We start from the raw sequence: 22782 nt of genomic DNA, 5'->3' as shown, positions 1-22782 counted from the left end.
GAATACGGATCGTTCGTGCGGACTCGAAGTTCTACACAGCCGGCGTGGTCGCCGCCTGCCGCCGGGCCGGAGCGCATTTCTCGTTGTCCACAGGCCAATAAAGATCTGGCCAGCGATCTGCTTAGAGCTCGTTGGATCGGCGCTTTCACAAGCCGCGGTAACGAATTAACGAGGGATAGCTTTGACGCGGTGTTCCGGAACAATTCCAGCCTTGAGTCAGTGCGCATACTACTACCCGATCCCGACGTGAATGGACCAGGCTCATGGCTTGGTCGGCGAGAAGCGGAGGTCTCCCGACATGACCCTGGATTTCATGAAGGATCGCTCGCTAACCAAATTCAAAGCAACATCAACTACATATCCGAACGGATCACGACGCTATCCGACACAGAATTGCGACTGTACAACTTCCCCCACCTTTGCCGAATCATCGCAACTGATAGCGTTGTTTATATGACCGTATACACTGCAGGCGACCATGGTCGCAACTCACCGTGCCTGGTATTTCGGCGCCCCAGTGTGATGTACGACTTTGCTATTCGCATATTTTGGTCCGCATGGAAAGACGCGCGCTCACCACATCATACCCGAAGATAGCCTGTCCGGTGTGGCGCTCTAGGGTGCGCGGACATTTGCCATCCACGGCCGATCAGGCTTCGAAATAAGACCCTCTTCAATTGGCAAGTAGATACAATACACGCAATCTGAACTCGCGAAATGAGACACCCTCTTAGATAACCACAGCCAGGCAACCACATTCGTGCAGCACGACTTGAATCAAATTGGACCTCGCGTGCTTCCATCGCAGAGGGGCCACAGCCGGGAAACCGCTTACGCCGCCGGAGCGTTGGCATGCCCGTAGGAACTGGCAAGCCGCCCACCCTCGCAGCATGCCCAGCACTGGTCCGTTGAACCTGTTCGGGAGAGCACCTAAGACGCGGGCGTCTCCGGCTCGGAATCCAGGTGCATCTCTCGATGCCTCGGCGGCATAGTGCTCGCCGTGCTCCTGGCTCTGGTCGTTCTGGTGCTTGGGCTTCGGTTCATCATTGCGGCTCCTGCGCGGTTCCTGGCCGCCTGCCTTCCTTCTGCGCCCCGGCCGCCGGGGTCGCCGGGACCGGCGCCAGCCGCAGCCCGGCGTGCCCCAGGCCTGGCCGGGGCTCGCATACAGCAGGCAGGCGGCCCCGCAGGGGCCGCCCTTGGTGAAGTAGAGAAAGTTGAACACCGCACGCTAGGGCGAAAGGCCAGATCAGCCTGGTCCCCAGATGGTCCCCAACTCCGAGCCGTGCGAGTCGCCGTTCAAGTCGCCCGCAGAACGACCAGAGGGCCGGTTACCTGGGATTTCTCCCTGGTAACCGGCCCTCTGAATTGGGTGGAGCTGACGGGATTCGAACCCGTGACCCCTTGACTGCCAGTCAAGTGCGCTACCAGCTGCGCCACAGCCCCTTGTTCTGTTTTCCCGAGGTGTTCGGTTCGTTTCCGCCCCGCTCACCTCGTGTGCCATAACAGTACAACAGGCTCCGGAGGGGTTTTCAGGGGGGTCCCCCCTGTTGGATCTACCCACGGGCTCGGTCGAGCTGCTACACCGTGGGGCGTGGCGACAGCACAGCGCGTGCATCCTCCGCTGGTGGCTCCCGAGGCCGAGGGCGTGACCCCCGAGCAACGCCGTGAGCTGCAGGAACGACGGTTGCGGCAGTTGGTCGACCGGCTGTTGGCCGCCGGGGGCCTGCAGGCCGGGCGGCTTCGGGAGCGCGGCGTCTCGGCCGGCTCCGACGTGCGGCTCGAAGACCTGCACCGGTTGCCGTTCGTCTCGAAGCAGGACTTCTGGGATCACTACCCGTTCGGGCTTCGCGCGGCGGCCGAGGACGACATCGTCTGCGTGCACGGCACGTCCGGCACGATGGGCCGCCCGACCCTGGTGCCCTACACCGCGCATGACATCGAGGTGTGGACACAGGTCATGGCCCGGGCGCTGGGCGGCGCCGGCGTGACGCGGCGCAGCGTCGTGCACTGCGCCTACGGGTACGGCCTGTTCACCGGCGGGCTCGGCGTCCATCACGGGGCGACGCGGCTGGGTGCGACCGTGCTCCCGGTTTCCAGCGGCGCGACCGATCGGCAGCTGCGGTTGTTGCTCGATCTGAGTCCTGATGTGTTGTGCTGCACACCGTCGTACGCGACCTACCTCGGCGAGGCGCTCGCTTCTACCGGGATCACCGCCGATCAGCTGTCGCTGCGGGTGGGCTTGTTCGGCGCCGAGCCCTGGACCGAGGAGATGCGGCAGGGCATCGAGGGGCTCCTGGGGTTGCGGGCGCTCAACGTCTACGGGCTCGCCGAGGTGATCGGGCCGGGCGTCGCTTGCGAGTCGCTGGACTCCGGGGGCTTGCTGAACATCGCCGAGGACCACTTCTTCCCCGAGGTCGTCGGCCCGGACGGCGAGCCGCTGCCCGACGGCGAGGTCGGGGAGCTCGTGTTCACGACCTTGACGAAGTCCGGCACCCCGCTGCTGCGCTACCGGACCGGCGATGTGGCGTCGCTGAGCGGGCCCGCCCCCGGTTCGCCGCGGACGCTGCGCCGGATGAGCCGGGTGCTGGGGCGCACCGACGACATGGTGGTCATCCGCGGTGTCAACGTGTTCCCGTCGGAGATCGAGGCCGTGCTGCTGGCCGATCGGCGGGTGGCGCCGCACTACCTGATCGTCGAGGACCGCCGGGACCGGTCGCGCCCGGAGCTGCGGGTCGCGGTCGAGCCGCGGGATCCGAACGGCGACACCGAGCTCCTGGCGCGCGAGCTGGCGGCCGCGCTGCTCGCCCGGCTCGACATCTCGTGCATCGTCCGGGTGCTCGACCACGTGCCGCGGGTCGCCACCGGCAAGGCGCAGCGCCTGGTGCGGTGGGAGCACGGGGTCAGCCCGCTACCCGGCATCGAGTGAGCGCAGGGCCCGCGCCGCCACCCGCAGGTCCGCGACGAACCCCTGGTACATCGCCTCCCTGTCGTCGGAGCGGAGGATCGCCGACGGGTGGATCGTGGCGAGCACGTGGGCGTCGCGGTCCGGGAGGTCCAGCACCGTGCCGCGATCCTTCGTGATGCGGAACGACGTGCCCAGCATCGCCTGCGCGGCGGTCGCCCCGAGGCAGATCACCAGCCGAGGCGCGACGACCCGCAGTTCGGCATCCAGCCACGGGCGGCACGCATTGACCTCGGTCTGGGACGGCTTCCGGTGGATTCGCCGCTTCCCGCTGGTGCGCTCGAACTTGAAGTGCTTGGTGGTGTTGGTGACGTAGACGTCGTCACGCCGGATGCCGGCCTCCGCCAGCGCGCGGTCCAGCATCCCGCCCGCAGGCCCGACGAACGGCACGCCCCGCCGGTCTTCCTGGTCGCCGGGTTGCTCGCCGATCACCACGACCTCCGCCGTCTCCGGGCCGGCACCGAACACGGCCTGGGTCGCGTCGCGGTAGAGGCCGCAGCCCTGGCAGTCCTGAACCGCTTTCCGCAGGCCGGGCAACCGGGCCCTGGACGGGACGAACTCCTCGGCGCCGGACATGGGGTCAGACGGCGTGGCCGTGGGGTTTCGGGAGGCCGCGGGTATTGGCCGCCTTGACGAACTCGGCGCGGGGATCGTGCAGTTCGCCGAGCGCGACGACCTGGCGGCGGAACGGCAGTTCCAGCAGCCAGTCGCCGAGGATGCGCGCCTTGTGGGACGCGGTCGGCATCTTCGCGAGGTGGTAGGTGCGGTGCAGCAACCACGCCGGGAAGCCCTTGAGCTTGATCCCGTAGACCTCGGCGGCGCCCTGGAACAGGCCGAGCCCGGCCACCGATCCCGCGTACTTGTGCTTGTAGTTGACGAGCGGTTCGCCGCGCAGCATCGCGAGGAGGTTGTCCGCCAGCACCTTGGCCTGGCGGACCGCGTGCTGCGCCGACGGACTGCACAGCGCGTCCGGGTCGCTGCTGGTCAGGTCCGGCACCGCGGCGCAATCGCCGGCCGAGAACGCGTTGTGGGTGCCGCGGACCTGGAGCTTGGCCGTGCATTCGAGGCGGCCCTTGGCATCCCTCGGCAGGTCGCTGTCCTCCAGCATCGGGTGCGGCTTGACGCCCGCCGTCCACACCAGGGTGTCGGTGTCGAACTCGTCTCCGTCGGAGAGCACCGCATGTCCGTCCACGAAGGACTTCGCGGTGGTGTTCAGCTTCACCTCGATGCCCCGTTCCTCCAGCCGCTGCCTGGTGTACTCGCTCATCGGCGGGCTGACCTCGGGCATGATCCGGCCCATCGCCTCCACCAGCACCCAGCGCATGTCCCTCGCCGAGACCTGCGGGTAGCTGCGGATCGCGTAGCGGGCCATGCTCTCCAGCTCGGCCATCGCCTCGATGCCCGCGTAGCCGCCGCCGACGAACACGAACGTCAGCAGCCGCCGGCGGAGTCGCTCGTCGGTCGTGCTCGCTGCGATGTCCAATCTGGACAGCACGTGGTTGCGGAGGAAGATCGCCTCGCCGATGGTCTTGAACCCGACGCCCTGCTCGGCCAGGCCGGGGATGGGCAGCGCCCGCGAGATCGACCCCGGGACCACCACCAGCATGTCGTAGCCGAAGCGCTCGACGGTGCCGTCGCCGAGGGTCGCGGTCAGCTGCTGGGTGGCGTGGTCGATGGCGGAGACCTGCGCGGTCAGCACCTCGCACCGGCGCAGCGCCTCCCGCAGCGGCACCACGACGTGCCGCGGTTCGAGCGATCCGGCCGCGGCCTCGGGCAGGAACGGCTGGTAGGTCATGTGCGGCTGGGTGTCGATCACCGTGACCTTGGCCTCGCCGGGCTTCATCTTCCGCTGCAGGCGAAGCGCGAGCGTCAGGCCGACGTGTCCGCCGCCGACGATCACGACACGTGGTTCAGGCATTTTGCGGCTCTCCTCTCGCACCGGATCGGGTGCGGCGGGGATCCACCTCGCGCTCCGGGTGCCGCCGCAGGTACTCCTGTTCGAGCTCGAAGGTGCGCGCCGTGTGCTCCCGCAACGCGTCCGGCGAGCCGTGCAGGAAGGTGTCGTTGCGGGTCGCGTGCAGGTGGCGGAGCTCCTGCAACAGCAGTTCCTCGGCCAGCTCGAAGCCGGGGATTCCGGTTGTCGTGCTCATATCGTCCTCCCGCATCGCAGGCAGACTCGGATCACGACGCCGCGGGATCGACGTCAGTGCCGGGATACCCAACGATCCACGGCCGGACACCTGCCCCATCGTTCCCCAGCCTGCGGCGCGACGGAGCGTTCGGCGACTCGATCGAGTTCAGGGTTCCGCTAGGCCCGGAGCGGGGTCGGGGGTGGCGATTTCGCGCGAAATCGCCCTGGCCGACGGTTACGCCGCGTCGGCGGCCGGGGCGGGACGGGGCGCGGCGGACGGGCGGGTTTCGGGGGCACCGATCCAGGCCACCAGGCCGAGGACCGCGGTGAAGCCGGTGACGGCGAACGCCGCCTGGTAGGACACCGTGTCGGCGAGGACCCCGGCGATCAGCGGGCCGAGGATCGCGCCGAAGTCGGCGGACATCTGGAACGCGGCCAGCACCGGCCCGCCCTTGCCCTTCGCGCCGACGATGTCGGCGACCGCCGCGTTCTGGGCCGGGTTGAGGATTCCGGCGCCCATGCCCGCGATCAGCGAGGCGGCGAGGAACCACGGGACGGAGTCGGCGAAGCCCAGCGAGGCGGTGGCCAGGCCGGAGACCAGGAGGCCGACGAGCACCAGCGGTTTGCGGCCGCGCTTGTCGGCCATCCGGCCCGACAGCAGCAGCACCGCGGCGTTTCCGACGGCGAACACGGAAAGCGCGACGCCGGCCATCGACTGGGTGGATCGCAGCGCCTCGACCACGAACAGCGGCACGAGCGCGATGCGGACGCCGTAAACGGCCCAGCCGTTGCTGAAGTTCGACAGCATGGCCGCCCGGTAGGCGCGCTGGCTCAGCGCTTGGCGGACCGTCATCGACGGCGCTCCGTTGTCGGGCTGCGGCGCGGCGAGCGTCGACTTCCGCAGCAGCAGCCAGCCGATGAACGCCGCGATGAACAAAGCGATCCCGTAGGTGATGAACGGCAGGCGCAGCGAGTAGCCGACCATGACGCCGCCGATGATCGGCCCGGAGACGTTGCCCAGCAGGAAGCTCGTCGCCCACACGCCGGAAGCGCGGCCGCGCAGGTGCGGCGGGGCGAGGCGGACCAACAGCGCCACGGCCGACACCGTGAACATCGTCGAGCCGGTGCCGCCGAGCGCGCGGAAGATCAGCAGCTGCCAGTAGGAACCCGCGAACGCGCAGGCGGCGGTGCTGATGCCGACGATGGTGATGCCCCACACGTAGATCGAGCGCTCGCCGAAGAACGACACCAGGCGGCCGCTGACCGGCGCGAAGGCCAGCCGCATCAGGGCGAACGCGCTGATCACGAAGGAGGCGGCGGTGACGCCGACGTCGAAGCTGGTGGCGAACGTCGGCAGCGCGGGCGCGACGATGCCCATGCCGACGGCGACGATGAAGCTGCCGACGACGAGGATCCAGATCTCGCGGGGTAGGGAGCTGATGCCGGCGTCGCCGCTGTCGACGGGTTCGGTGGTCTCGTCCGCCGTGACCGGGCTGCTCGACACCGTTCCTCCCAAGTGTTTAGGCAAACTAAGGGAAGCAGCGCACTGCGGCGCGGTCAATCGAGTTACCGCGCCGCAGGCACTGTTTCGTCAGTGTTAACGCCTGCCCCGCACCGCTATTCCGGGCGAGCGGCGCACATCACAGGAGTTCGTCGATCCGGCGCGCGTAGGCGGTCACTCCGTAGACCACCTCGAAACCGCAGGCCTCCGCGAACCGCTCGGCCGTGCCGCCTTCTTCGGTGTGCGCCGCGACCAGCAGCGATCCCCGCTCGCGCAGCTCGTCGACGACGTCGGCGACCAGCTCCCGGCCCACGCCGCGGCGCCGGCGACCGGGCCGCACGATCACCTGCTCGACCAGGCCGATGCCGCGCTCGATGAAACCCTGCGCGAACCCGGCGATGCGGTCGGCGCCTGGGTCGTCGACGACGCGCAGCACGCAGCGCGGGTCGTCGATCCGGTGCCCGAGGTTGCGCAGCAGCCGGCGCTCGCCCGCGTCGGAGAGCTCGGCGTCATCGGCGATCAGGTCCACGATCGCGGGCAGGTCGCGGTCTTCGGCCGGGCGCGCTTCTCCCCTGGCGTACTGGCGATTCCTGTGCAGCATCGCCACGAGTTCTTCCACCGCACGCCATCCGGCGTCGTCGGCGATGCCCTCGATCTCCGCGACCGTCGTCGGCGAGGCGTAGACGACGGCCTCGTCGCGGCCGGCCTCGGCGAAGACCTGCTCCAGTTCCAGCAGGGTTCCGGCGACCTCGGCGAGCGTTCCCCACAGCGCGCAGGCGTGGTTCGCGGCCGGCAGCGGGTTGTCCTGGTTGAGCACCACGGTCGCGGCGCCCACTCGTGTGCGCAGGCCGTACCGCACGATGGCCGAGGCCAGCCTCGCGGTCTCGACGAGCCCGGCGAGATCGCGGGCCTGGCGCGGGTCGAGCAGGGCTTCGTCGTCAGGGTCGTGCAACGGGTCCACGCATTCATTGTCCCCGCCCCATTCGATGCAGCGCGCAGAAGAGTGGTTCAAATGTGGTTTGCGTGGCGGCGCGGGTAGCGGAACAAGCTGTGTCCTAGACCGCAAGCCGCTACCGCCGCTCAAGACAGACTCCCGTCGGGAGATTGAGGCAGGATGGAGTGCTGTGAGCACGCCCACTGAACTCGCCGACGAGCTGCTGTCCGTCATGTTCGACGCCGACCCGGTCAGCGCGACGCTTTACGGGATCCGGGACCGCGACGACCGGCTGCCGAGCATTTCCGCGGAAGCCGAGCTGGCGCTGCGAACGCGCGCCGAGGACATCCGCGTCCGCGCGATGGCGGTGGACACCTCGCACGCCGACCTGGAGCAGCGGCTGACGATCGCGGTGGTCGTGCAGCAGGCTCAGGCGCTGGTCGACGAGTTCGACGCCCGCCCCGCCGAGTACACCGTGATCGGGAACCTGTTCGCGCCGGTCGCGGGCCTGCTGTTCCACCTGGGCCAGGTGCCGGTGGCCGACGCCCGGCAGGGCGAGGACTTCCTGCAGCGGTTGCGGCGGATCCCCGAGTTCACCGCATCCGCGGCGCAACGGCTCCGCGACGGGATCGCCGCCGGACGCGTCCCGGTGCGGCCGCTCGTGGGCAACGCGATCGAGCACCTCGACGACTACCTCGCCACGCCCGAAGCCGACCCGCTGCTGACCCCGGAGCTGCCCGAACCGACCCTCGAAGCCGAGCGCAAGCGCCTGCTCGCCGACGCGGTGCACCCGGCGCTGCGGCAGTACCGGAACGTGCTCGCCGAGGAGATCGCGCCGCACGCCCGCCCCGCCGACGAGCCCGGGCTGTGCTGGATCAACGGCGGCCGCGAGACCTACCGGCGGCTGGTGCACGCCCAGACCACCACCGATCGCACCCCGCAGGAGCTCCACGAGACCGGACGGTCCCACCTCGCGTCGCTGCGCGGCGAGGTCGGCGAGCTCGGCACGAGGATCTGGGGCGAAGCCGATTCCGACGCGGTGTTGCGCCGCCTGCAATCCGATCCGGAGCTGTACTGGCGCGACGGCGAGGAGATGCTGGCCGCGGCGCGCGAGGCGATCAGCCGGGCCGAAGCCGTTGCGCCGCAGTGGTTCGGGCTGCTGGCGAGCCAGCCGTGCGAGGTGCGGCCGGTGCCGGGCACCGCGTCGGACAGCACGCCGATCGGCTTCTACATCTCGCCCGCGCTCGACGGATCGCGGCCCGGCGTGTACTTCGCGAACACCCAGGGGGCCGAGCAGCGACCCCGCTTCGCCGCGGAGGTGATCGCCTTCCACGAGGTCGTGCCCGGCCACCACCTGCAGCTCGGCCTGGCCCAGGAACGCACCGATCTCCCGCTGCTGCGCAGGCTGGTCGGCATCACCGCCTACAGCGAGGGCTGGGGCCTCTACACCGAGCGGCTGGCCGACGAGATGGGGCTGTACTCCAGCGACCTGGCACGGCTGGGCATGGTCGTGCAGGACCTGCTGCGCGCCGCCCGGCTGGTGGTCGACACCGGGCTGCACGAGTTCGGCTGGAGCCGGCAGCAGGCGCTCGACTTCATGCTCTCGCACACGACGTTGTCCCCACTGGAAGCGGCGTCCGAGGTCGACCGCTACATCAGCATTCCCGGCCAGGCGCTGTCGTACCTGGTGGGACGGTTGGAGATCGAGCGGATCCGCGCCGCGGCCCGCGACCGGCTCGGCGACGCCTTCGACATCCGCCGCTTCCACGACGCGATCCTGCGGCACGGCGCGCTTCCGCTGTCCACGCTGGACGTTCTGGTCCGCGAGGAGCTCGCCTGACGGCTCCTGCGACATCCAGGTGATCCCGCCCGAGGGCGCCCGAAAACGACACGCAACGCATTAATGTCGATACCGAGCGTGCTCTTACCGTGGTCGACCCTCGGCGGCTCCGGCCGTCGACCGGGGGCGGGTTTCCCATCGGATGCCGGAGGCGTCATGAGCGACGATCTCGATTTCCGCGCTCGTGCCGGCCGTCCGGCCGTGGGTGCCCCGCGAGATTTGGAGGCGCCGTGACCGGGACCTTCCACCACCGCCAGGAGAGGCTGCGCCGCGAGGCCGAGGCGGAACTGCGCGACAGGCTCCTGCCGACCTGGCAGAAACGGGTGCTGCAGCGGTTCGCCGTGGAGCGCGACAACGGCTGGTACCCGCTGCTCAACCAGTTCGCGCCGCACACCCCGGCCAATCGCCCCGATGCCGTGCTGGTCGGGCCGACCGGGGTGCTGGTGATCCTGCTGCGCGAAGCCGAACCCGGCTGGGAGGACTCGCGGGCGGCGTTCCTGTGGATCGCGGAACTGCTGGCCGGGGCGTCGATCGGGCCGGGCGTGCTGACCGAGTCCGCGGCCCGGACGGTGGTCGTGCATCCCGTCGACCACCAGGGCCGCCGCGGGCACACCGGCGAGCACCTCGCGATCACCGAGGCCGAGCTGGACCGGATCCTGGGGCGCGGCGACGAGGTGTTCACGGCCGCGGATGCGCTGGCGATCGCCCGGTACCTGGACAGCCGCACCTTCGACCTGACGCCGATCATGTGGAACCCGAAGCGGATCCCGCAGCAACGCGGGCCGGGCCAACCGGGCTCCGCGGGCCTGTTCGACGTGCGGGACCTGCGTCGCGAGCGCGTCGAGCACGCCCTGGACCGGCCGTTCCGGGACTGGCGGATCTTCCTGGACGACACCCAGCACGGCGCGGTGCGCAGGCACTACTCCGGTCCGGCGCGGATCACCGGCCCGGCGGGCACCGGCAAGTCCGTGCTGGCCCTGCACCGGTTGGCCTACCTGGCGCGGCGGAGCACCGGGCCGCTGCTGTTCACCACGCACCTGAGCAACCTGCCGAAGATCGCCGAGGCGCAGTTCCGGTCGCTGGCCCCGCACCTCGCGTCGCGCATCGAGTTCACCCACCTGCACACCTGGGCGCGGGATTTCCTGGAGGACCGCGGCCGGGCCGCCGATGTCGACGAACCGCAGGTGGAGCAGGCCCTGGAAGCGGTGTGGCAGCGCGCCGAGCTGTCCACTCCGCTGCGGAACTTCCGGGCCGCGCGCGGCTACTGGAAGGACGAGATCGACCGGGTGATCAAGGGCCGCGGCATCCGGTCGCTGGAGGCCTACCGGGCGGTGCCGCGCAAGGGCCGCGGCGCGAACCTGCCCGCCGAATTCCGGGCCCACGTCTGGCACTTCTACTGCGAGTACGAGCGCGCGCTGGGCGAGCGGGGCGTGTCCGACCACAACGACGTGCTGATGCGGGCGCTGGCAGAGCTCGAACGCAGCCCGCTGCCCCGGCAGTACACCGCGGTGGTCGTCGACGAGGTCCAGGACCTGACCCTGATCGGGCTGCGGCTGGTGCACGCGATCAGCGGCGACGAGCCGAACCAGCTGCTGCTCGTCGGCGACGGCCAGCAGCAGGTGTACGCCGGCGGCTGGCGGCTGTCCGAGGCCGGGATCTCGTTGCAGGGGCGCGGCGAGATCCTGCGGCGCAACTACCGCAACCGCACCGCGATCGTCGAGCAGGCCGGGGAGCTCGACGCGGTCAACCGGTTCGACGACCTCGACGGCGGCCCGACCGTCCCGCTGCGCTCGGCGCTGCCGGTGCTGCGCGGCGGGCGAGTCGTCGAGTGGCAGGGCGACGACCAGGACGAGGCGCTGGTGTCCGCGCTCCGGCGGCTCGAAGACGACACCGCCGCAGCCGTGCTCACCTGCACCAACGGCGCCGCCGAGCACTGGGAACGGGTGCTGCGCAAGGCGGGTTTCGCGGTTCGGCCGCTGGACCGCTGGGATGGCCGGGAGTCCGGGCCGATCCACGTCGGCACCGTGCACCGTGCCAAGGGCACCGAGTTCCGCAGCGTGTTCCTGCCTGACGAGCGGTTGCTGTCAGGCGGCTACCGGGAAGAGCGCGAGGCGCTGCACCGGCAACGCCTGGTGGCCCTGACGCGAGCCCGCGACTTCCTGTGGATCGGCACCGTCGTCGCGTCGTGAGCGCGGTTCTCACCGCTCACGAACCGCAAGAGCGCTGAATCCGGTTCTCACCGCTCACGATCGGCTTGCGCCAGGCACACGATCGCCGCGGTGGCCGACGACGGCAGGGCACCCCAGCGCTCGGCGACGTGCACGGTGAAGGCCTCGCGGAGCTCGTTGCCCAGGGCTTCGCCCTCGTCCGTCAGGCTCAGCCGGCTGATCCGGCGGTCGCTGCTATCCGCCACGCGCGTCAGCAGGCTGCGCCGCTCCAGCCGGTCGACCATGCCGGTGATGTTGGTCTTGTCGCAGCCGAGCAGGGCCGCGAGTTCACCGAAGGACGGCGTGCGGTCCTTGAGCAGGCACAGCAGCTCCACCTGTTGCGGTGTCAGCCCGAAGCGGCGAGCGATGACCGCGTAGAGCCCGCGCAGTTCGCGATGCAGGGCCATCAGGGCGCGCGAGAAGTCCGGGTCCATCCGCGCAGGCTATCCCGAATGTTGACAATCTCGACAAATTTAGTTAATGATCTCGACTATTATCTCTACCGACGGAGGAGAACGTGGACGGAGTCGCCCTGGTGACCGGGAGCTCGCGCGGCATCGGCCGGGCCATCGCCGAACGGCTCGGTGCCGACGGCATGAGCGTGGTCGTCAACTACCGGTCCGACCGGGCCGCCGCCGACGAGGTCGTCGCCAAGATCGAAGCCGTCGGCGGGCGGGCGACGGCGGCGCAGGCCGACGTCACCGACCCGGCCCAGCTGCGCGCCCTCTTCGACGCCGCGGAACAGCACTTCGGCGGCCTCGACGTCTTGGTGAACAACGTCGGCACCGCCCGCTTCTCGCCCATCGCCGAGGCGACCGACGACGACTTCGACGTGCTGTTCGGCACCAACGCCCGCGCCACCTTCATAGCCCTGCGGGAGGCGGCGAACCGGCTGCGCGACGGCGGCCGGATCGTGGTGATCTCCAGCGGCGTCACCGCGGTGAACCGGCCCGGCACCGGCCTCTACGGCGCCGCCAAGGCCGCCGGCGACCAGCTGGTCCGGGTGCTGGCGAAGGAATTGGGGCCGCGCCGGATCACCGTGAACAGCGTGTGCCCCGGCGCGACCCGAACGGATGCGCTGACCACGATCCAGCCCGGGTCGGCCATCGAGAAGATGGCGGCGGAAACGCCGCTGGGCCGCATCGCCGAGCCCGGCGACATCGCCGACATCGCGGCGTTCCTGGCCTCCGACGACAGCCGCTGGGTCACGGGCCAGGTGATCAACGCCGGCGGCGGCACGTTCTGAGCCGTCCGGTCGTGAGTGGTGGTGGCCGCTCCAGCGACCACAGCCACTCACGACGGCGAAAGGCGTCAGCGCAGGTTCCCGGCGCCCATCGGGGAGAACTCGCGCAGCGCCCGGTCCACCCTGGCCAGGGTGTCGGCGTGCAGGCCGATCCGGGCCGCTTCGAGGTTCTCGGTGATGTGCGCGGGCGTCCGCGATCCGGGGATCGGCACCACGGCCGGATCCTGGTGCAGCAGCCAGGAAAGCGCGAGCTGACCGGGCGAGATGCCCAGTTCTGCGGCCAGCGACCGGATCGGCGCGTAGCGGTCGTTGTTGGCGGCCAGGTGCGCCGCGTCGAAGCGCGGGATGTTGCGCCGGAAGTCGCCCTCGGAGACCTCCCGGACCGTGCCGGTGAGGAACCCGCCGCCCAGCGGGCTCCACGCCACCACGCCCACCCCCAGTTCGCGGGCGGCGGCGAGCAGGTCCGCGTCGATCGGCTGCCACATCGACCACTGGGTCTGCACCGCGGCGACCGGGTGCACGGCGTGCGCCCGGCGCAGCTGCTCCGCATCCACATTGGACAGACCGAGGTGCCGGACCAGCCCGTCCCGGATCAGCTCGGCGACCGCGCCCACGGTGTCCTCGATCGGCACGACCGGGTCCGGGAAGTGCGGGTAGTACAGGTCGATCCGGTCGGTGCCGAGGTTGGCGAGGCTCTGCTCGGCGTAGCCGCGGACGTGCTTCGGCTCGGCGTTCACCGCCAGCTCGCCGAAGGCGTAGTTCACCGGGAACTGGTGCGACTCCGCGCCCTCCGGGATCCGGAAGCCGAACTTCGTGGCGATCACGACGTCATCGCGCCGGCCGCGCACGGCCTCGCCGATGATGCGCTCGTTGTGCCCGTCCGCGCCGTAGCCGTCGCTGGTGTCGATGAACGTCGTGCCCGCGTCGAGCGCGTGGCGCAGCGCCCGGACCGCCCGGTCGTCGTCGATCTCGCCGTACATGCCGGGCGACAGCACCATCGCGCCGAATCCGATGGCCGAAACGTCGAGGCCGCCCAGGGTCCGGGCGGGAAGTTCTCCAGTCATGGCAACGATCTTCCGGCCGATCCGGCACGATGTCGAAGATCCGCTGCTATAACCGATGGTTATGGACGTCCACCTGCGACACCTGCGGTACTTCCTCGCGGTGGCCGAGGAGCTGCACTTCACCCGGGCCGCGCAACGGCTCTTCGTCTCGCAGCCCGCGCTGTCGAAGCAGATCCGGGTGCTCGAACGCGAGCTCGGCTTCGACCTCTTCGAGCGCCGATCGCGCGACGTGCTGCTCACCCCGCAAGGCGAAGCGCTGCTGCCCGGAGCCGCCGCGACGGTCGCCGCGTGGGAACGCGCGCAGCAAGCCGCACGAGAAGCGGCGGAGCAGCGCGAACTGGTCGTCGGCATGCAGACCGCCGTCGGCCGCGGCCTGCAGCGCCGGGCGATGCGCCGGTTCGGCGAGCAGATGCCGGACTGCCGCGTGGTCCTGCGGCTCGTGGACTGGACGGACCCGACCGCGGGACTCGCGGACGGCAGCTCCGACGTCGCGTTCGTCTGGCGGCCGGTGCAACCGCGCGACATCAGCACCCGGACGTTGTTCAGCGAGCGGCGGGTGATCGCCCTGCCGGACGATCACGCGCTGGCGGGCAAGGCGGAAATCCCGTTCGCCGACCTGCTCGACGAACCGTTCATCGCGCTCCCACCGGAAGCGGCCGAGCTCCGCGACTTCTGGCTGGCCACCGATGCCCGGCAGGGCCGCGCGCCGGTGATCGGCGCGGTCGCGGAGGCGGCGGACGAGGTGTTCGAGGCCATCGCGGCGGGGCTGGGCGTGGTGCTCCTCGCGGAGGGCAACGCGGAGCTCTACGCCCGCCCCGGCATCACCACGCGGCCGGTCGCCGGGTTGTCCCCGGCGGAGCTCGCCATCGCCTGGCGCGCCGAAGACACGCGCCCGGCGGTCCGGGCCTTCCTCACGGCCCTGGCAGCTGAGCCGCCGCGCTCGGATTCCTCCCGGTTTTAGGCGAAATCGGAAACCACCAGGCAGCCCCGACTCCGGCAGAGATGTCCGATTTTGCCTAAATTCGGGCGTTTTCGCGCCCACTGGGTGGAATTGCGGGCCGCGGCAGGAATTGTCCGGCGCCGGGCGACGTCTCCCAGAACGTCGATCCTCGCTTAGGAGAACAGGTGACCTCTGCCCCGCCGGCCCCGCATGCCCCGGCGACCGACAAGCCCCAGCCCGGGCGTCTGTCACGCAACGCCGCGTTCTGGACCCTCGCCGCCACGCTGCTCGCCTTCATGTGCGCCGCCGCGGCCCCGTCCCCGCTCTACTCCGTCTACCAGGCCGAATGGCACTTCTCCGCGATCACGCTCACAGTGGTCTTCGCGGTCTACGCGATCGCGCTCCTCGCTGCGCTCGTCACCGTCGGCGCCCTGTCCGACCACATCGGTCGGCGCCCGGCGCTGCTCACCGCGCTCGCCACCCAGGCCGTCGCCATGCTCGCGTTCATCACCGCCGATAGCAGCGGCTGGCTCCTCGCGGCACGCATCTTGCAAGGCCTCGCAACGGGTTTGGCGACCGGCGCGACCAGCGCCTGCCTGGTCGACCTCCGCCCGAAGCTGGCCCCGCTGATCAACACCGCCACCCCGGGCATCGGCCTCGGCGCGGGCGCGATCGGTTCGGGCCTGCTCGTCGAGTACGCGCCCGCCCCGACCACGCTGGTCTACGTGCTGCTCCTCGCGGCGTGCGCGGTGGCCGCCGTCGGCATCGCGCTCATGCCCGAGACGTCGCCGCGACGGCCAGGTGCGCTGGCTTCGCTGCGGCCCAGGATCGGCGTGCCCGCCGACGCCCGCGGCCGGTTCCTCACCGTGGTGCCGATCCTGATCACCACCTGGTCGATGACCGGCTTCTACATGTCGCTGGGCCCGTCCCTGGCCATCGAGCTGCTGGGCATCACCAACCACCTGGTGGGCGGCTTCGTGGTCTGCTGCCTGATGGGCACGAGCGCGATCGGGTCGGTCGCGTTCCGCAGCGTCGCCCCGCGCACCGCGATCATCGCCGGCGTGCCGACGCTGCTGGTGGGCCTGGCCGGCACCCTCGCCGCGCTGGCCACGACCTCGGCGCCGTTGTTCTTCGGCAGCACGGTGATCACCGGATTCGGCTTCGGCGCCGCGTTCCTCGGCGCGTTCGGCAGCGTGTCCCGGCTGGCTGCGCCGGACAGCCGCGCGGCCCTGTTCGCGACGGTGTACACGGTCAACTACTCGGCCTTCAGCCTCCCGGCGGTGGCGGCGGGCATCGCCGTGACGTGGGTCGGCCTGGGCGTGACCGCCAACGCCTACGCGATCGCCGTCGCGGTGGTGGCCGCCGTCGGCCTGCTCGCCGCGCTGCGGGCCGAGCACTGATTAGCGAGCCCTAGGGGCCGGATCGGGGAGATTCCCGGGGTGCCGCCGGATGTCCGCAGGTGAGGCGATCCGCAGTCTGGTGCGGTGTCGAAGCGAAACTCGCAGCGGTGGCGGCAGGCCGTCGTCTGGCTGCACGTGATCACCTCCGTGGGCTGGATGGCCCAGGCACTGGTGCTTTTCACCCTGCTGGCGACGAGCACCACCAGCGACGACCCCGCGGTCCGGATCGGCGCGACCTCGATGGCGCACGTCGTGGACACGCAGCTGCTCGCGCCGTTCGCCAACGCCGCGGCGTTCACCGGCTTCATGCTCGCGGCGTCCACGCCCTGGGGCTTCTTCCGGAACTGGTGGGTGCTGGCGAAGTTCGCGATCACCATCGTCCAGCTCTACGCCGGGATCTTCCTCCTCTCCGACGCGCTGGAAGCCTCGGTCGAAGCCGCCCGGGCGGGGCTGGCCCCGCCACCGGCGCTGCTGGTCGGCACCGCGCTGATGGCCTCGGCGATCGCCTTCCAGGCGTGGCTGTCCGTCGCCAAGCCCTGGCGCCGCACCGGTTGGGCGGCGAAGGAGAAGCTGCCGACAGCCTCGAACCGCGTCTTCGCCGCGACGGTGGCCGCGCCGCTGATCGACATCGCGATCGGCCTGGCCCTCGGCTTCCCCTCCCCGCTGTGCCAGCTCGTCGTCCTGGCCGCCCGCCTCATCGCCCGGCGACGGCAGCTCCGGCCTCAGCTCGCCGGGAGCCGGTTGGCGTAGATCGCGACGCTGCCGATCAGCAGCAGGGCGACCATCGAGAGCAGGCCCACCACCGTGCTCCCGGTGGCGTCCTTGACGAAGCCGATCAGCGTCGGGCTGATGAACCCGCCGAGCAGGCCGATGCTGTTGATCAGCGCGATCCCGCCGGCCGCCGCCGTGCCCTTCAGGTAGGTCGACGGCATCGCCCAGAACACCGTGTACGACGCCCACATGCACGCGGTGGCGACGATGATGGCGATCAGCGAGATGGCGAAGCTGCTGGCCGTGAAGGCAGCGACAGCGAGCGCGATCGCGCTGATCAGCGCGGTGATCGAGCTGTGCAGCCGGCGCTCGCCGGTGCGATCCGAACGCCGCCCCAGCACGATCATCAGCACGATCGCGAACGCGTACGGCAGCGCCGAGTAGAGGCCGATCGTGACGGTGTCGGTGAGCCCGTTCTCCTTGAGGATCGTCGGCAGCCAGAAGCTCACCGCGTACAGGCCGCTGATCAGGCAGAAGTAGCCGATCGCCAGGGCGTAGACGCGCGGGTCGCGCAGCACCTCCCGGAAGTCGTGCTTGCCCTTGCCCCGGTCCACCGCGAGGTCCCGGCGCAGCAGCTCCTTCTCCTCGGCGCTGAGCCACTTCGCCTGGTCCGGGGTGTCGACCAGCGTCAGCCAGACGACGACCGCGAGCACCACGCACGGCAGGCCTTCCAGCAGGAACATCCACTGCCAGCCGTGCAATCCGGCGACGCCCTCGAAGTGGGTGATCAGCCACGAGGAGACCGGACCGCCGAGCATCGAGCCGATCGGGCCGGGCAGCATCAGCAGCCCCATCGCCGCCGCCATCCGCGCCGGCGGGTACCAGTAGGTGAGGTAGAAGATGATGCCGGGCGCGAAGCCGGCCTCGAACACGCCGAGCAGGAAGCGCAGGACGTAGAACGACGTCGCGTCGCTGACGAACATCATCGCCGCCGAGGTGAGCCCCCAGAGGACCATGATGCGGAAGATCGTCTTGCGGGTGCCGATCTTCGCCAGCAGCAGGTTGCTGGGCACCTCGAAGATCACGTAGCCGAGGAAGAAGATCCCGGCGGCCAGCCCGTAGACCGACTCGCTGATCCCGACGTCCTCCTGCATCTGCAGCTTGGCGAACCCGATGTTGACGCGGTCCAGGTACGCGAAGGTGTAGCAGAGGATGAGCAGCGGCAGGATCCGCCAGCCCACCCGCCGGTACAGGGCGTCGGGTGCCACGGCGGTGTTGGTCATGGTTGCTCCGTGCGGTTGCGGTGGCGACCGAAGATCGGTTCGCCGGGCAGGCGGTCGAGTTGGATCTGCTCGTCGCGGACCACGAAGGTGCCGCCCACGAGCACGTGGTCGATCCCGGTGGAGGGCCGGACCTGGGTTGCGGTGGCGCCGCTGGCGATCGCGCCGGGGTCGAACACCACGATGTCGGCGTCGGCGCCGACCTGGATCCGGCCCTTGCGCCTCATCGCGGGCGCCGCGGCTTCGAGGATCTGCGCCGGCAGCAGGGTGCAGCGCCGGACGGCTTCGGCCAGCGACAGCACGCCGAGCTCGCGGACCAGCCAGCCGAAGGTCCGCGCGTAGCAGCCGACGCTGCGCGGATGTGTGAGGACGTCGCCGGCGACCGGCCAGGCGTCGCCGGCCTGCCCCGCCAGCGGCACCGCGTCCGAAGCGATCGCGGTGTCGGCGAACAGCAACGAGCGCTGCAGCGTCGCCAGATCCGCCGGATCGGTTTCGTCGAGCCAGTCGAAGAGGATCAGCGCGCCGGGATCGGCTTCCCGCAGCTCCGCCAGCCGCGCGGCGTCCGCGACGCGCTCCCCCGTGGCCAGGCAGAGGATGTTCTTCGGCACCATCCCGAGCCGGTGCAGCAGCTCGGGTGCCAGGAACGCCGCACCGATCACCGTCGACGCCGAGCCGTACGGATACGCCTCGGTGGTGACCTGCAGGCCGTATCCCCTGGCGCGGTCCACCGCGCCCGCGATGTCGTCGATCATCCGGTTCGACGTGCTGTTGATGTGGCACATGTGCATGTGCGCGCCGGTCCCGGCCGCCGCCGCGATCACCTCCAGCGCGCCTTCCAGCGAGGTCCCGGGCTCCTCCGTGGAGATGAAGCGGGTGTGGGTGAAGGTCGGCACGCCGAGCCGCGCGGCCAGCGAGGCCACCGCGAAGTACTCGTCGCGGCCCGAGTCGGGCGCGTAGCCGACGAGCACCCCGATGCCGAGAGCCCCGTCGTGGATCTGCTCTTCCAGCAGGTCCAACACCCGAGCCACATCGCGGGCACCGGCGGGCCGACGCCAGTTCGGCGCGCCCTGGTGCTTCGAGAACATGCCGAACGACGTGCCCAGCGCAGCGTCGTCGAGCAGCCGCATCCGGGCCAGCGCCCAGCCCGCGGAGTAGCCGAAGTTGATCGGCCGCCCTTCGGCGGTCGCCTCGGCGTAGGCGGTCCGGACCGGCAGCGCACCGGCTTCCAGCTCCAGCGCCGTGGTCACGCCGTCGAGGGCCTGCAACCGCAGTCCGGTGACCGTCTGCGCGTGGCTGTGCATGTCGATGAAGCCCGGCGCGAGCACGCGGTCGGAGACGTCGACGACCGCATCGCCGGTCAGCCGGGACGCCGAGACGGCCGCGATCCGGCCGCCGCTGATGCCGACGTCGCGCACCTCGTCCAGGCCGGTCTCCGGGTCGATCACCCGCGCACCCGCCAGGACCAGTTCGAACCGCTGCTCGCCGCTCACCATGCGATGCAGCGTGGGGAAACCTCGTCACAACAACCGCAGAACGATGGATATCTCCGCGAGGTGCGGTTTGAATGTCGGAAAACGACGCGGCCGTCATCCGGCCGTCACGCGCGAGGAGGTCGCCCGGTGCTGGACGAAGTGGATCTCGCGCTGGTGGACGCCCTGCAGATCAACCCGCGAGCGAGCTGGACCGCGCTGGCGGAGGTGCTGGAGCTGGCGCCGATCACGCTGGCGCGCCGCTGGCAGCGGCTCACCGACGCCGGCGCCGCCTGGATCACCGTGGCGCTGGGCAACAGCTCGGCGAAGGGCGCGACCATCGAGTTCGCCTGCGCGCCCGGCACCGAGCTGCGGGTCGCCGAGAAGCTCGCCGAACTGCCGCACGTGATCACCGTCGGCGTGACCACCGGCGAGTACCAGGTCTTCGCGCTCGTCATGGCGCCGACGCTGGGCGCGATCTCCAACGTGCTGGTGCGGACCCTGCCGGTGCCGGCGGAGGTCACCAGGCTCCGCAGCCACGTCTTCGGCAGCACCTTCGGCGGCATCATCTGGCGGCTCGGCGTGATGAACCGGAGCCAGGCCGAGCAGGTCCGCGAAGCGGTCGGGCCGAGGCCGCGCGAGATCCGGCCGTTCGGCGCCGCCGACCGGGCCCTGTTCCTGGCGCTCGGCGACGACGGCAGGCGCAGCTACGCGAGCCTGGCGGCCGAGCTGAACACCTCGCCGCAAGCGGTGAAGCGCCGCCTCGACCGGCTCCGCCGCCACGGCGACATCGCGTTCCGCTGCGACGTGGCCCGCCCGCTGGCGGGCTGGCACGCGATGGCGCTGCTGTGGCTGGCGGTTCCGGACACGGAGGTGCAGCGCATCGGCAAATCCCTCGGCGGCTGGCCGGAAACCCGGCACTGCGCGGCGGTCGCGAGCCCGGCGAACCTGGGCCTGATCGTGGGCCTGCGCTCGCTGAGCCACCTGGACGAACTGCTGATCCGGATCGCCCACGACCACCCCGACGCCGAGGTGGTGGACCGGAAGCTGGTCCTGCGCACGACCAAGGTCCACGGCCGGATCCTCGACGACGAGGGCCGGAGCACCAGGGTCGTCCCGGTGGATCCCTGGGCGGCCCTCCCGGCGTAGCGGAGTCCTTTGGACTTGCTGCAGAGGCCGGTGCGGTAGGGCGGGGTTTCGAAGGGGCGCAGCCGCTTGGCCCACCTGCGCAACCGGCACCACCACGCAGAACGAGTCTGGAACGAGCTCGATGCCGACCCGAAAGACTCACGGGTCGGCCGACAGCGTCAACCCGTGCTCGTGCGCGTAGATGACCGCGTGCACCCGGGTCCGCAGGCCGAGCTTGGCGAGGATCCGCGCGACGTGCGTCTTGACCGTGCCCTCCTCGATCCACAACGCCCGCGCGATCTCGCCGTTGCTCAACCCGCGCGCGACCTGCAGCAGCACTTCGTGTTCCCGTGCGGTCAGCCGGGCGAGATCCGAGCCGGCGGGCTGCGGTGAAAGCCGCGCGAAGCGGCGGACCAGCCGCCCGGTGACCTGCGGATCGATCAGGCCCTGGCCACGGGCGGCAGCGCGCACGGCGTCGACGAGTAGCTGCGGATTGTTGTCCTTGAGCAGGAATCCGGTGGCGCCGACCCGCAAAGCCTCGAAGAGGTACTCGTCCAGGTCGAAGGTCGTCAGCGCGATGACCGCCGGAACGTGCGCGGCATCCGGCGCGGTGAGCGTCCGGATGACGGCGATCCCGTCCAGCCTGGGCATCCGGATGTCGACAACGGCGACGTCAGGTCGGCGGGATCGCGCCTGCCGGATCGCCTCGGCACCATCGGCGGCCTCGGCGACCACCCGCACGCCCGGCGTTGTGTCGAGGACGAGCCGCAGCGCGGACCGCACCGCCGCCTGGTCATCGGCGATCAGCACCCGAATCGTCACCGCGTCGCCCTCTCCGTCGGCAGGGTCGCCCGAACCAGCCAACCGTGCGGCCGCCTGAGCGTGATCAGCAGGCTGCCACCGAGCAGGTGCGCGCGTTCCCGCATGCCGCGAATGCCGTGTCCCTCGGCTGCGAGGTCACGCGACGGGCCATCGTCCTCGACCGCGATCGTGACCTCCTCGGCCGCGTACCCGATCTCCACCCTGATCCCGTCGGCGCGGGCATGCCGGACGGCGTTGGTCAGCGCCTCCTGGGCCAGCCGATAGCCACCGTGCTCGACCAGCGGCGGCAGTGCGGTGACCTTGCCGTGCCGGACAACGGTGATCGGGCACTCCGATGTGGACAACCGATCGGCCAACGCGTCGACGTCGTCCAGGGCGGAGCCACCGGGGTCGTCGTCGTGACGCAGCGTCTCCAACAGCTCGCGAACCTCCCCCAAAGCGGCTGCGGCGAGGGAATCGACCGTGCCGAAAGCGGTCCCCGCAGCGGGCGGGAGGTCGCGCAGTGCGTAGACCGCGGAACCGACCTGCATCCGGATGGCCGTCAGATGGTGCCCCACCGCGTCGTGCACCTCGCGGGCGATCCGGCCGCGCTCCTCGGCCAACGCCCGGCTCGCTTCCGCTCGATGCAGCCGGGCCGCCTGCTCGGCGCGTTCCCCGTGCAACCGCATCGCGTAGCCGACCGCCACCGGAGCGATCCCGGTGATCACCGCCTCGGCGAACAACTCAGTGCCGAACTGCCCGGCGGGCAGCACCGACGCGTACATCAACAGCCAACACACGGACGCCGCGAACACCGGCGCAACGCGCTGCGGACGGTTGTAGGCGGCCGAGCAGAACGCGATCATCGCCACGGGCTTCCCGGACCAGCCCTGCAACGACGATCCGGCCAGCACGACTACAGCTGCGACGACGGCGACGGACAGCGGCAGCCTGCGGCGCAATGCCAGCGGCGCCGTCACAGCGAGGCTGAAACCAGCGACCGCGAACACCGGCGCCGTGCCCTGCCACATCGCCGCAGCGGCCACGACCACGGCAGCTACGCCGGCCAGCACGGTGTCCCGCGTCGTCGGGCCGAGGCGACGCCACAAACGCCCTGGGGGCGAGGCCGGCAGCCCCGCCCCCGACATGCGCACGCTCATCGGACGTTTGT

19 protein-coding genes and 1 tRNA gene are annotated in these 22782 nt (G+C 70.6%); 8 read left to right on the top strand and 12 right to left on the bottom strand.

From position 1 onward, the window contains the following. Positions 1-1370 precede the first annotated feature (1370 nt). A tRNA-Ala gene (locus tag AC07FN_RS03080) sits at positions 1371-1443 on the bottom strand. A 148-nt stretch (positions 1444-1591) separates the two neighbouring features. Here AC07FN_RS03080 and AC07FN_RS03075 point away from each other — a divergent pair. Then, complete coding sequence (locus AC07FN_RS03075; protein ID WP_478394072.1) at positions 1592-2926, top strand: phenylacetate--CoA ligase family protein; 1335 nt, start codon at positions 1592-1594, stop codon at positions 2924-2926. Here AC07FN_RS03075 and AC07FN_RS03070 read toward each other — a convergent pair. The 5 genes from AC07FN_RS03070 to AC07FN_RS03050 form a co-directional block, all read right to left on the bottom strand. Then, entirely contained in the window at positions 2909-3538 is a 630-nt protein-coding gene (locus AC07FN_RS03070) for a UdgX family uracil-DNA binding protein (RefSeq protein WP_478394071.1), read from the bottom strand. The two genes, AC07FN_RS03075 and AC07FN_RS03070, sit on opposite strands and share 18 nt — an antisense overlap. A 4-nt stretch (positions 3539-3542) precedes the next feature. Beyond that, positions 3543-4880, bottom strand: coding sequence for an NAD(P)/FAD-dependent oxidoreductase (locus AC07FN_RS03065; protein WP_478394070.1), 1338 nt, complete (start codon positions 4878-4880; stop codon positions 3543-3545). Further along, positions 4873-5112, bottom strand: a complete 240-nt coding sequence (locus AC07FN_RS03060; protein ID WP_132482330.1) for a DUF6158 family protein — start codon at positions 5110-5112, stop codon at positions 4873-4875. The genes AC07FN_RS03065 and AC07FN_RS03060 overlap by 8 nt, the downstream gene beginning before the upstream one ends. Positions 5113-5328: 216 nt before the next feature. Then, on the bottom strand, positions 5329-6597 hold the full coding sequence (locus tag AC07FN_RS03055) for an MFS transporter (RefSeq protein WP_478394069.1): 1269 nt from the start codon (positions 6595-6597) through the stop codon (positions 5329-5331). A 136-nt stretch (positions 6598-6733) separates the two neighbouring features. Beyond that, positions 6734-7555 (bottom strand): GNAT family N-acetyltransferase, encoded by an 822-nt coding sequence (locus AC07FN_RS03050; protein WP_452617928.1) that lies wholly within the window; start codon positions 7553-7555, stop codon positions 6734-6736. A gap of 163 nt (positions 7556-7718) precedes the next feature. Here AC07FN_RS03050 and AC07FN_RS03045 point away from each other — a divergent pair, with 163 nt between their 5' ends. Both AC07FN_RS03045 and AC07FN_RS03040 read left to right on the top strand, forming a co-directional pair. Next, positions 7719-9368 carry a DUF885 domain-containing protein gene (locus AC07FN_RS03045; protein ID WP_478394068.1) on the top strand — a complete coding sequence of 550 codons (1650 nt, stop codon included), beginning with the start codon at positions 7719-7721 and terminating at the stop codon, positions 9366-9368. Between the two features lie 230 nt (positions 9369-9598). Then, positions 9599-11557, top strand: a complete 1959-nt coding sequence (locus tag AC07FN_RS03040) for a UvrD-helicase domain-containing protein (RefSeq protein WP_478394067.1) — start codon at positions 9599-9601, stop codon at positions 11555-11557. 47 nt (positions 11558-11604) lie between these two features. Here AC07FN_RS03040 and AC07FN_RS03035 read toward each other — a convergent pair whose 3' ends face one another. Continuing rightward, positions 11605-12009 (bottom strand): MarR family winged helix-turn-helix transcriptional regulator, encoded by a 405-nt coding sequence (locus AC07FN_RS03035; protein ID WP_478394066.1) that lies wholly within the window; start codon positions 12007-12009, stop codon positions 11605-11607. 83 nt (positions 12010-12092) lie between these two features. On the opposite strand from AC07FN_RS03035, the gene AC07FN_RS03030 reads away from it, so the two are divergent. Further along, on the top strand, positions 12093-12821 hold the full coding sequence (locus AC07FN_RS03030) for an SDR family oxidoreductase (RefSeq protein WP_478394065.1): 729 nt from the start codon (positions 12093-12095) through the stop codon (positions 12819-12821). Positions 12822-12886: 65 nt separating this feature from the next. Here the strand turns inward: AC07FN_RS03030 and AC07FN_RS03025 are convergent, their stop codons facing one another. Further along, positions 12887-13882 carry an aldo/keto reductase gene (locus AC07FN_RS03025; RefSeq protein WP_478394064.1) on the bottom strand — a complete coding sequence of 332 codons (996 nt, stop codon included), beginning with the start codon at positions 13880-13882 and terminating at the stop codon, positions 12887-12889. Positions 13883-13943: 61 nt separating this feature from the next. Between AC07FN_RS03025 and AC07FN_RS03020 the strand changes: the two genes are divergently transcribed. From AC07FN_RS03020 to AC07FN_RS03010, 3 genes are all read left to right on the top strand, one after another. Further along, entirely contained in the window at positions 13944-14843 is a 900-nt protein-coding gene (locus tag AC07FN_RS03020) for a LysR substrate-binding domain-containing protein (protein WP_478394063.1), read from the top strand. A 164-nt stretch (positions 14844-15007) separates the two neighbouring features. Continuing rightward, positions 15008-16222, top strand: coding sequence for an MFS transporter (locus AC07FN_RS03015; RefSeq protein WP_478394062.1), 1215 nt, complete (start codon positions 15008-15010; stop codon positions 16220-16222). Positions 16223-16306: 84 nt separating this feature from the next. Then, positions 16307-16972 (top strand): hypothetical protein, encoded by a 666-nt coding sequence (locus tag AC07FN_RS03010; RefSeq protein ID WP_478394061.1) that lies wholly within the window; start codon positions 16307-16309, stop codon positions 16970-16972. On the opposite strand, the gene AC07FN_RS03005 is transcribed toward AC07FN_RS03010, so the two are convergent. Further along, complete coding sequence (locus AC07FN_RS03005) at positions 16945-18216, bottom strand: MFS transporter (RefSeq protein ID WP_478394060.1); 1272 nt, start codon at positions 18214-18216, stop codon at positions 16945-16947. The two genes, AC07FN_RS03010 and AC07FN_RS03005, sit on opposite strands and share 28 nt — an antisense overlap. Next, positions 18213-19706, bottom strand: coding sequence for an amidohydrolase family protein (locus AC07FN_RS03000; protein ID WP_478394059.1), 1494 nt, complete (start codon positions 19704-19706; stop codon positions 18213-18215). The genes AC07FN_RS03005 and AC07FN_RS03000 overlap by 4 nt, the downstream gene beginning before the upstream one ends. 126 nt (positions 19707-19832) lie before the next feature. On the opposite strand from AC07FN_RS03000, the gene AC07FN_RS02995 reads away from it, so the two are divergent. Then, the gene (locus AC07FN_RS02995; RefSeq protein ID WP_478394058.1) at positions 19833-20831 is read left to right on the top strand and encodes an Lrp/AsnC family transcriptional regulator; all 999 of its coding nucleotides are present in this window, start codon (positions 19833-19835) and stop codon (positions 20829-20831) included. Between the two features lie 138 nt (positions 20832-20969). Here AC07FN_RS02995 and AC07FN_RS02990 read toward each other — a convergent pair whose 3' ends face one another. Next, positions 20970-21632 carry a response regulator gene (locus AC07FN_RS02990; protein WP_478394057.1) on the bottom strand — a complete coding sequence of 221 codons (663 nt, stop codon included), beginning with the start codon at positions 21630-21632 and terminating at the stop codon, positions 20970-20972. Beyond that, complete coding sequence (locus AC07FN_RS02985; protein WP_478394056.1) at positions 21629-22771, bottom strand: sensor histidine kinase; 1143 nt, start codon at positions 22769-22771, stop codon at positions 21629-21631. The genes AC07FN_RS02990 and AC07FN_RS02985 overlap by 4 nt, the downstream gene beginning before the upstream one ends. Positions 22772-22782: the final 11 nt, after the last annotated feature.

Source organism: Saccharopolyspora sp. NPDC045941 (assembly GCF_056431445.1).
The sequence above is the reverse complement of the archived record's forward strand: the minus strand, read 5'-3'. Positions and strand labels throughout refer to the sequence as shown.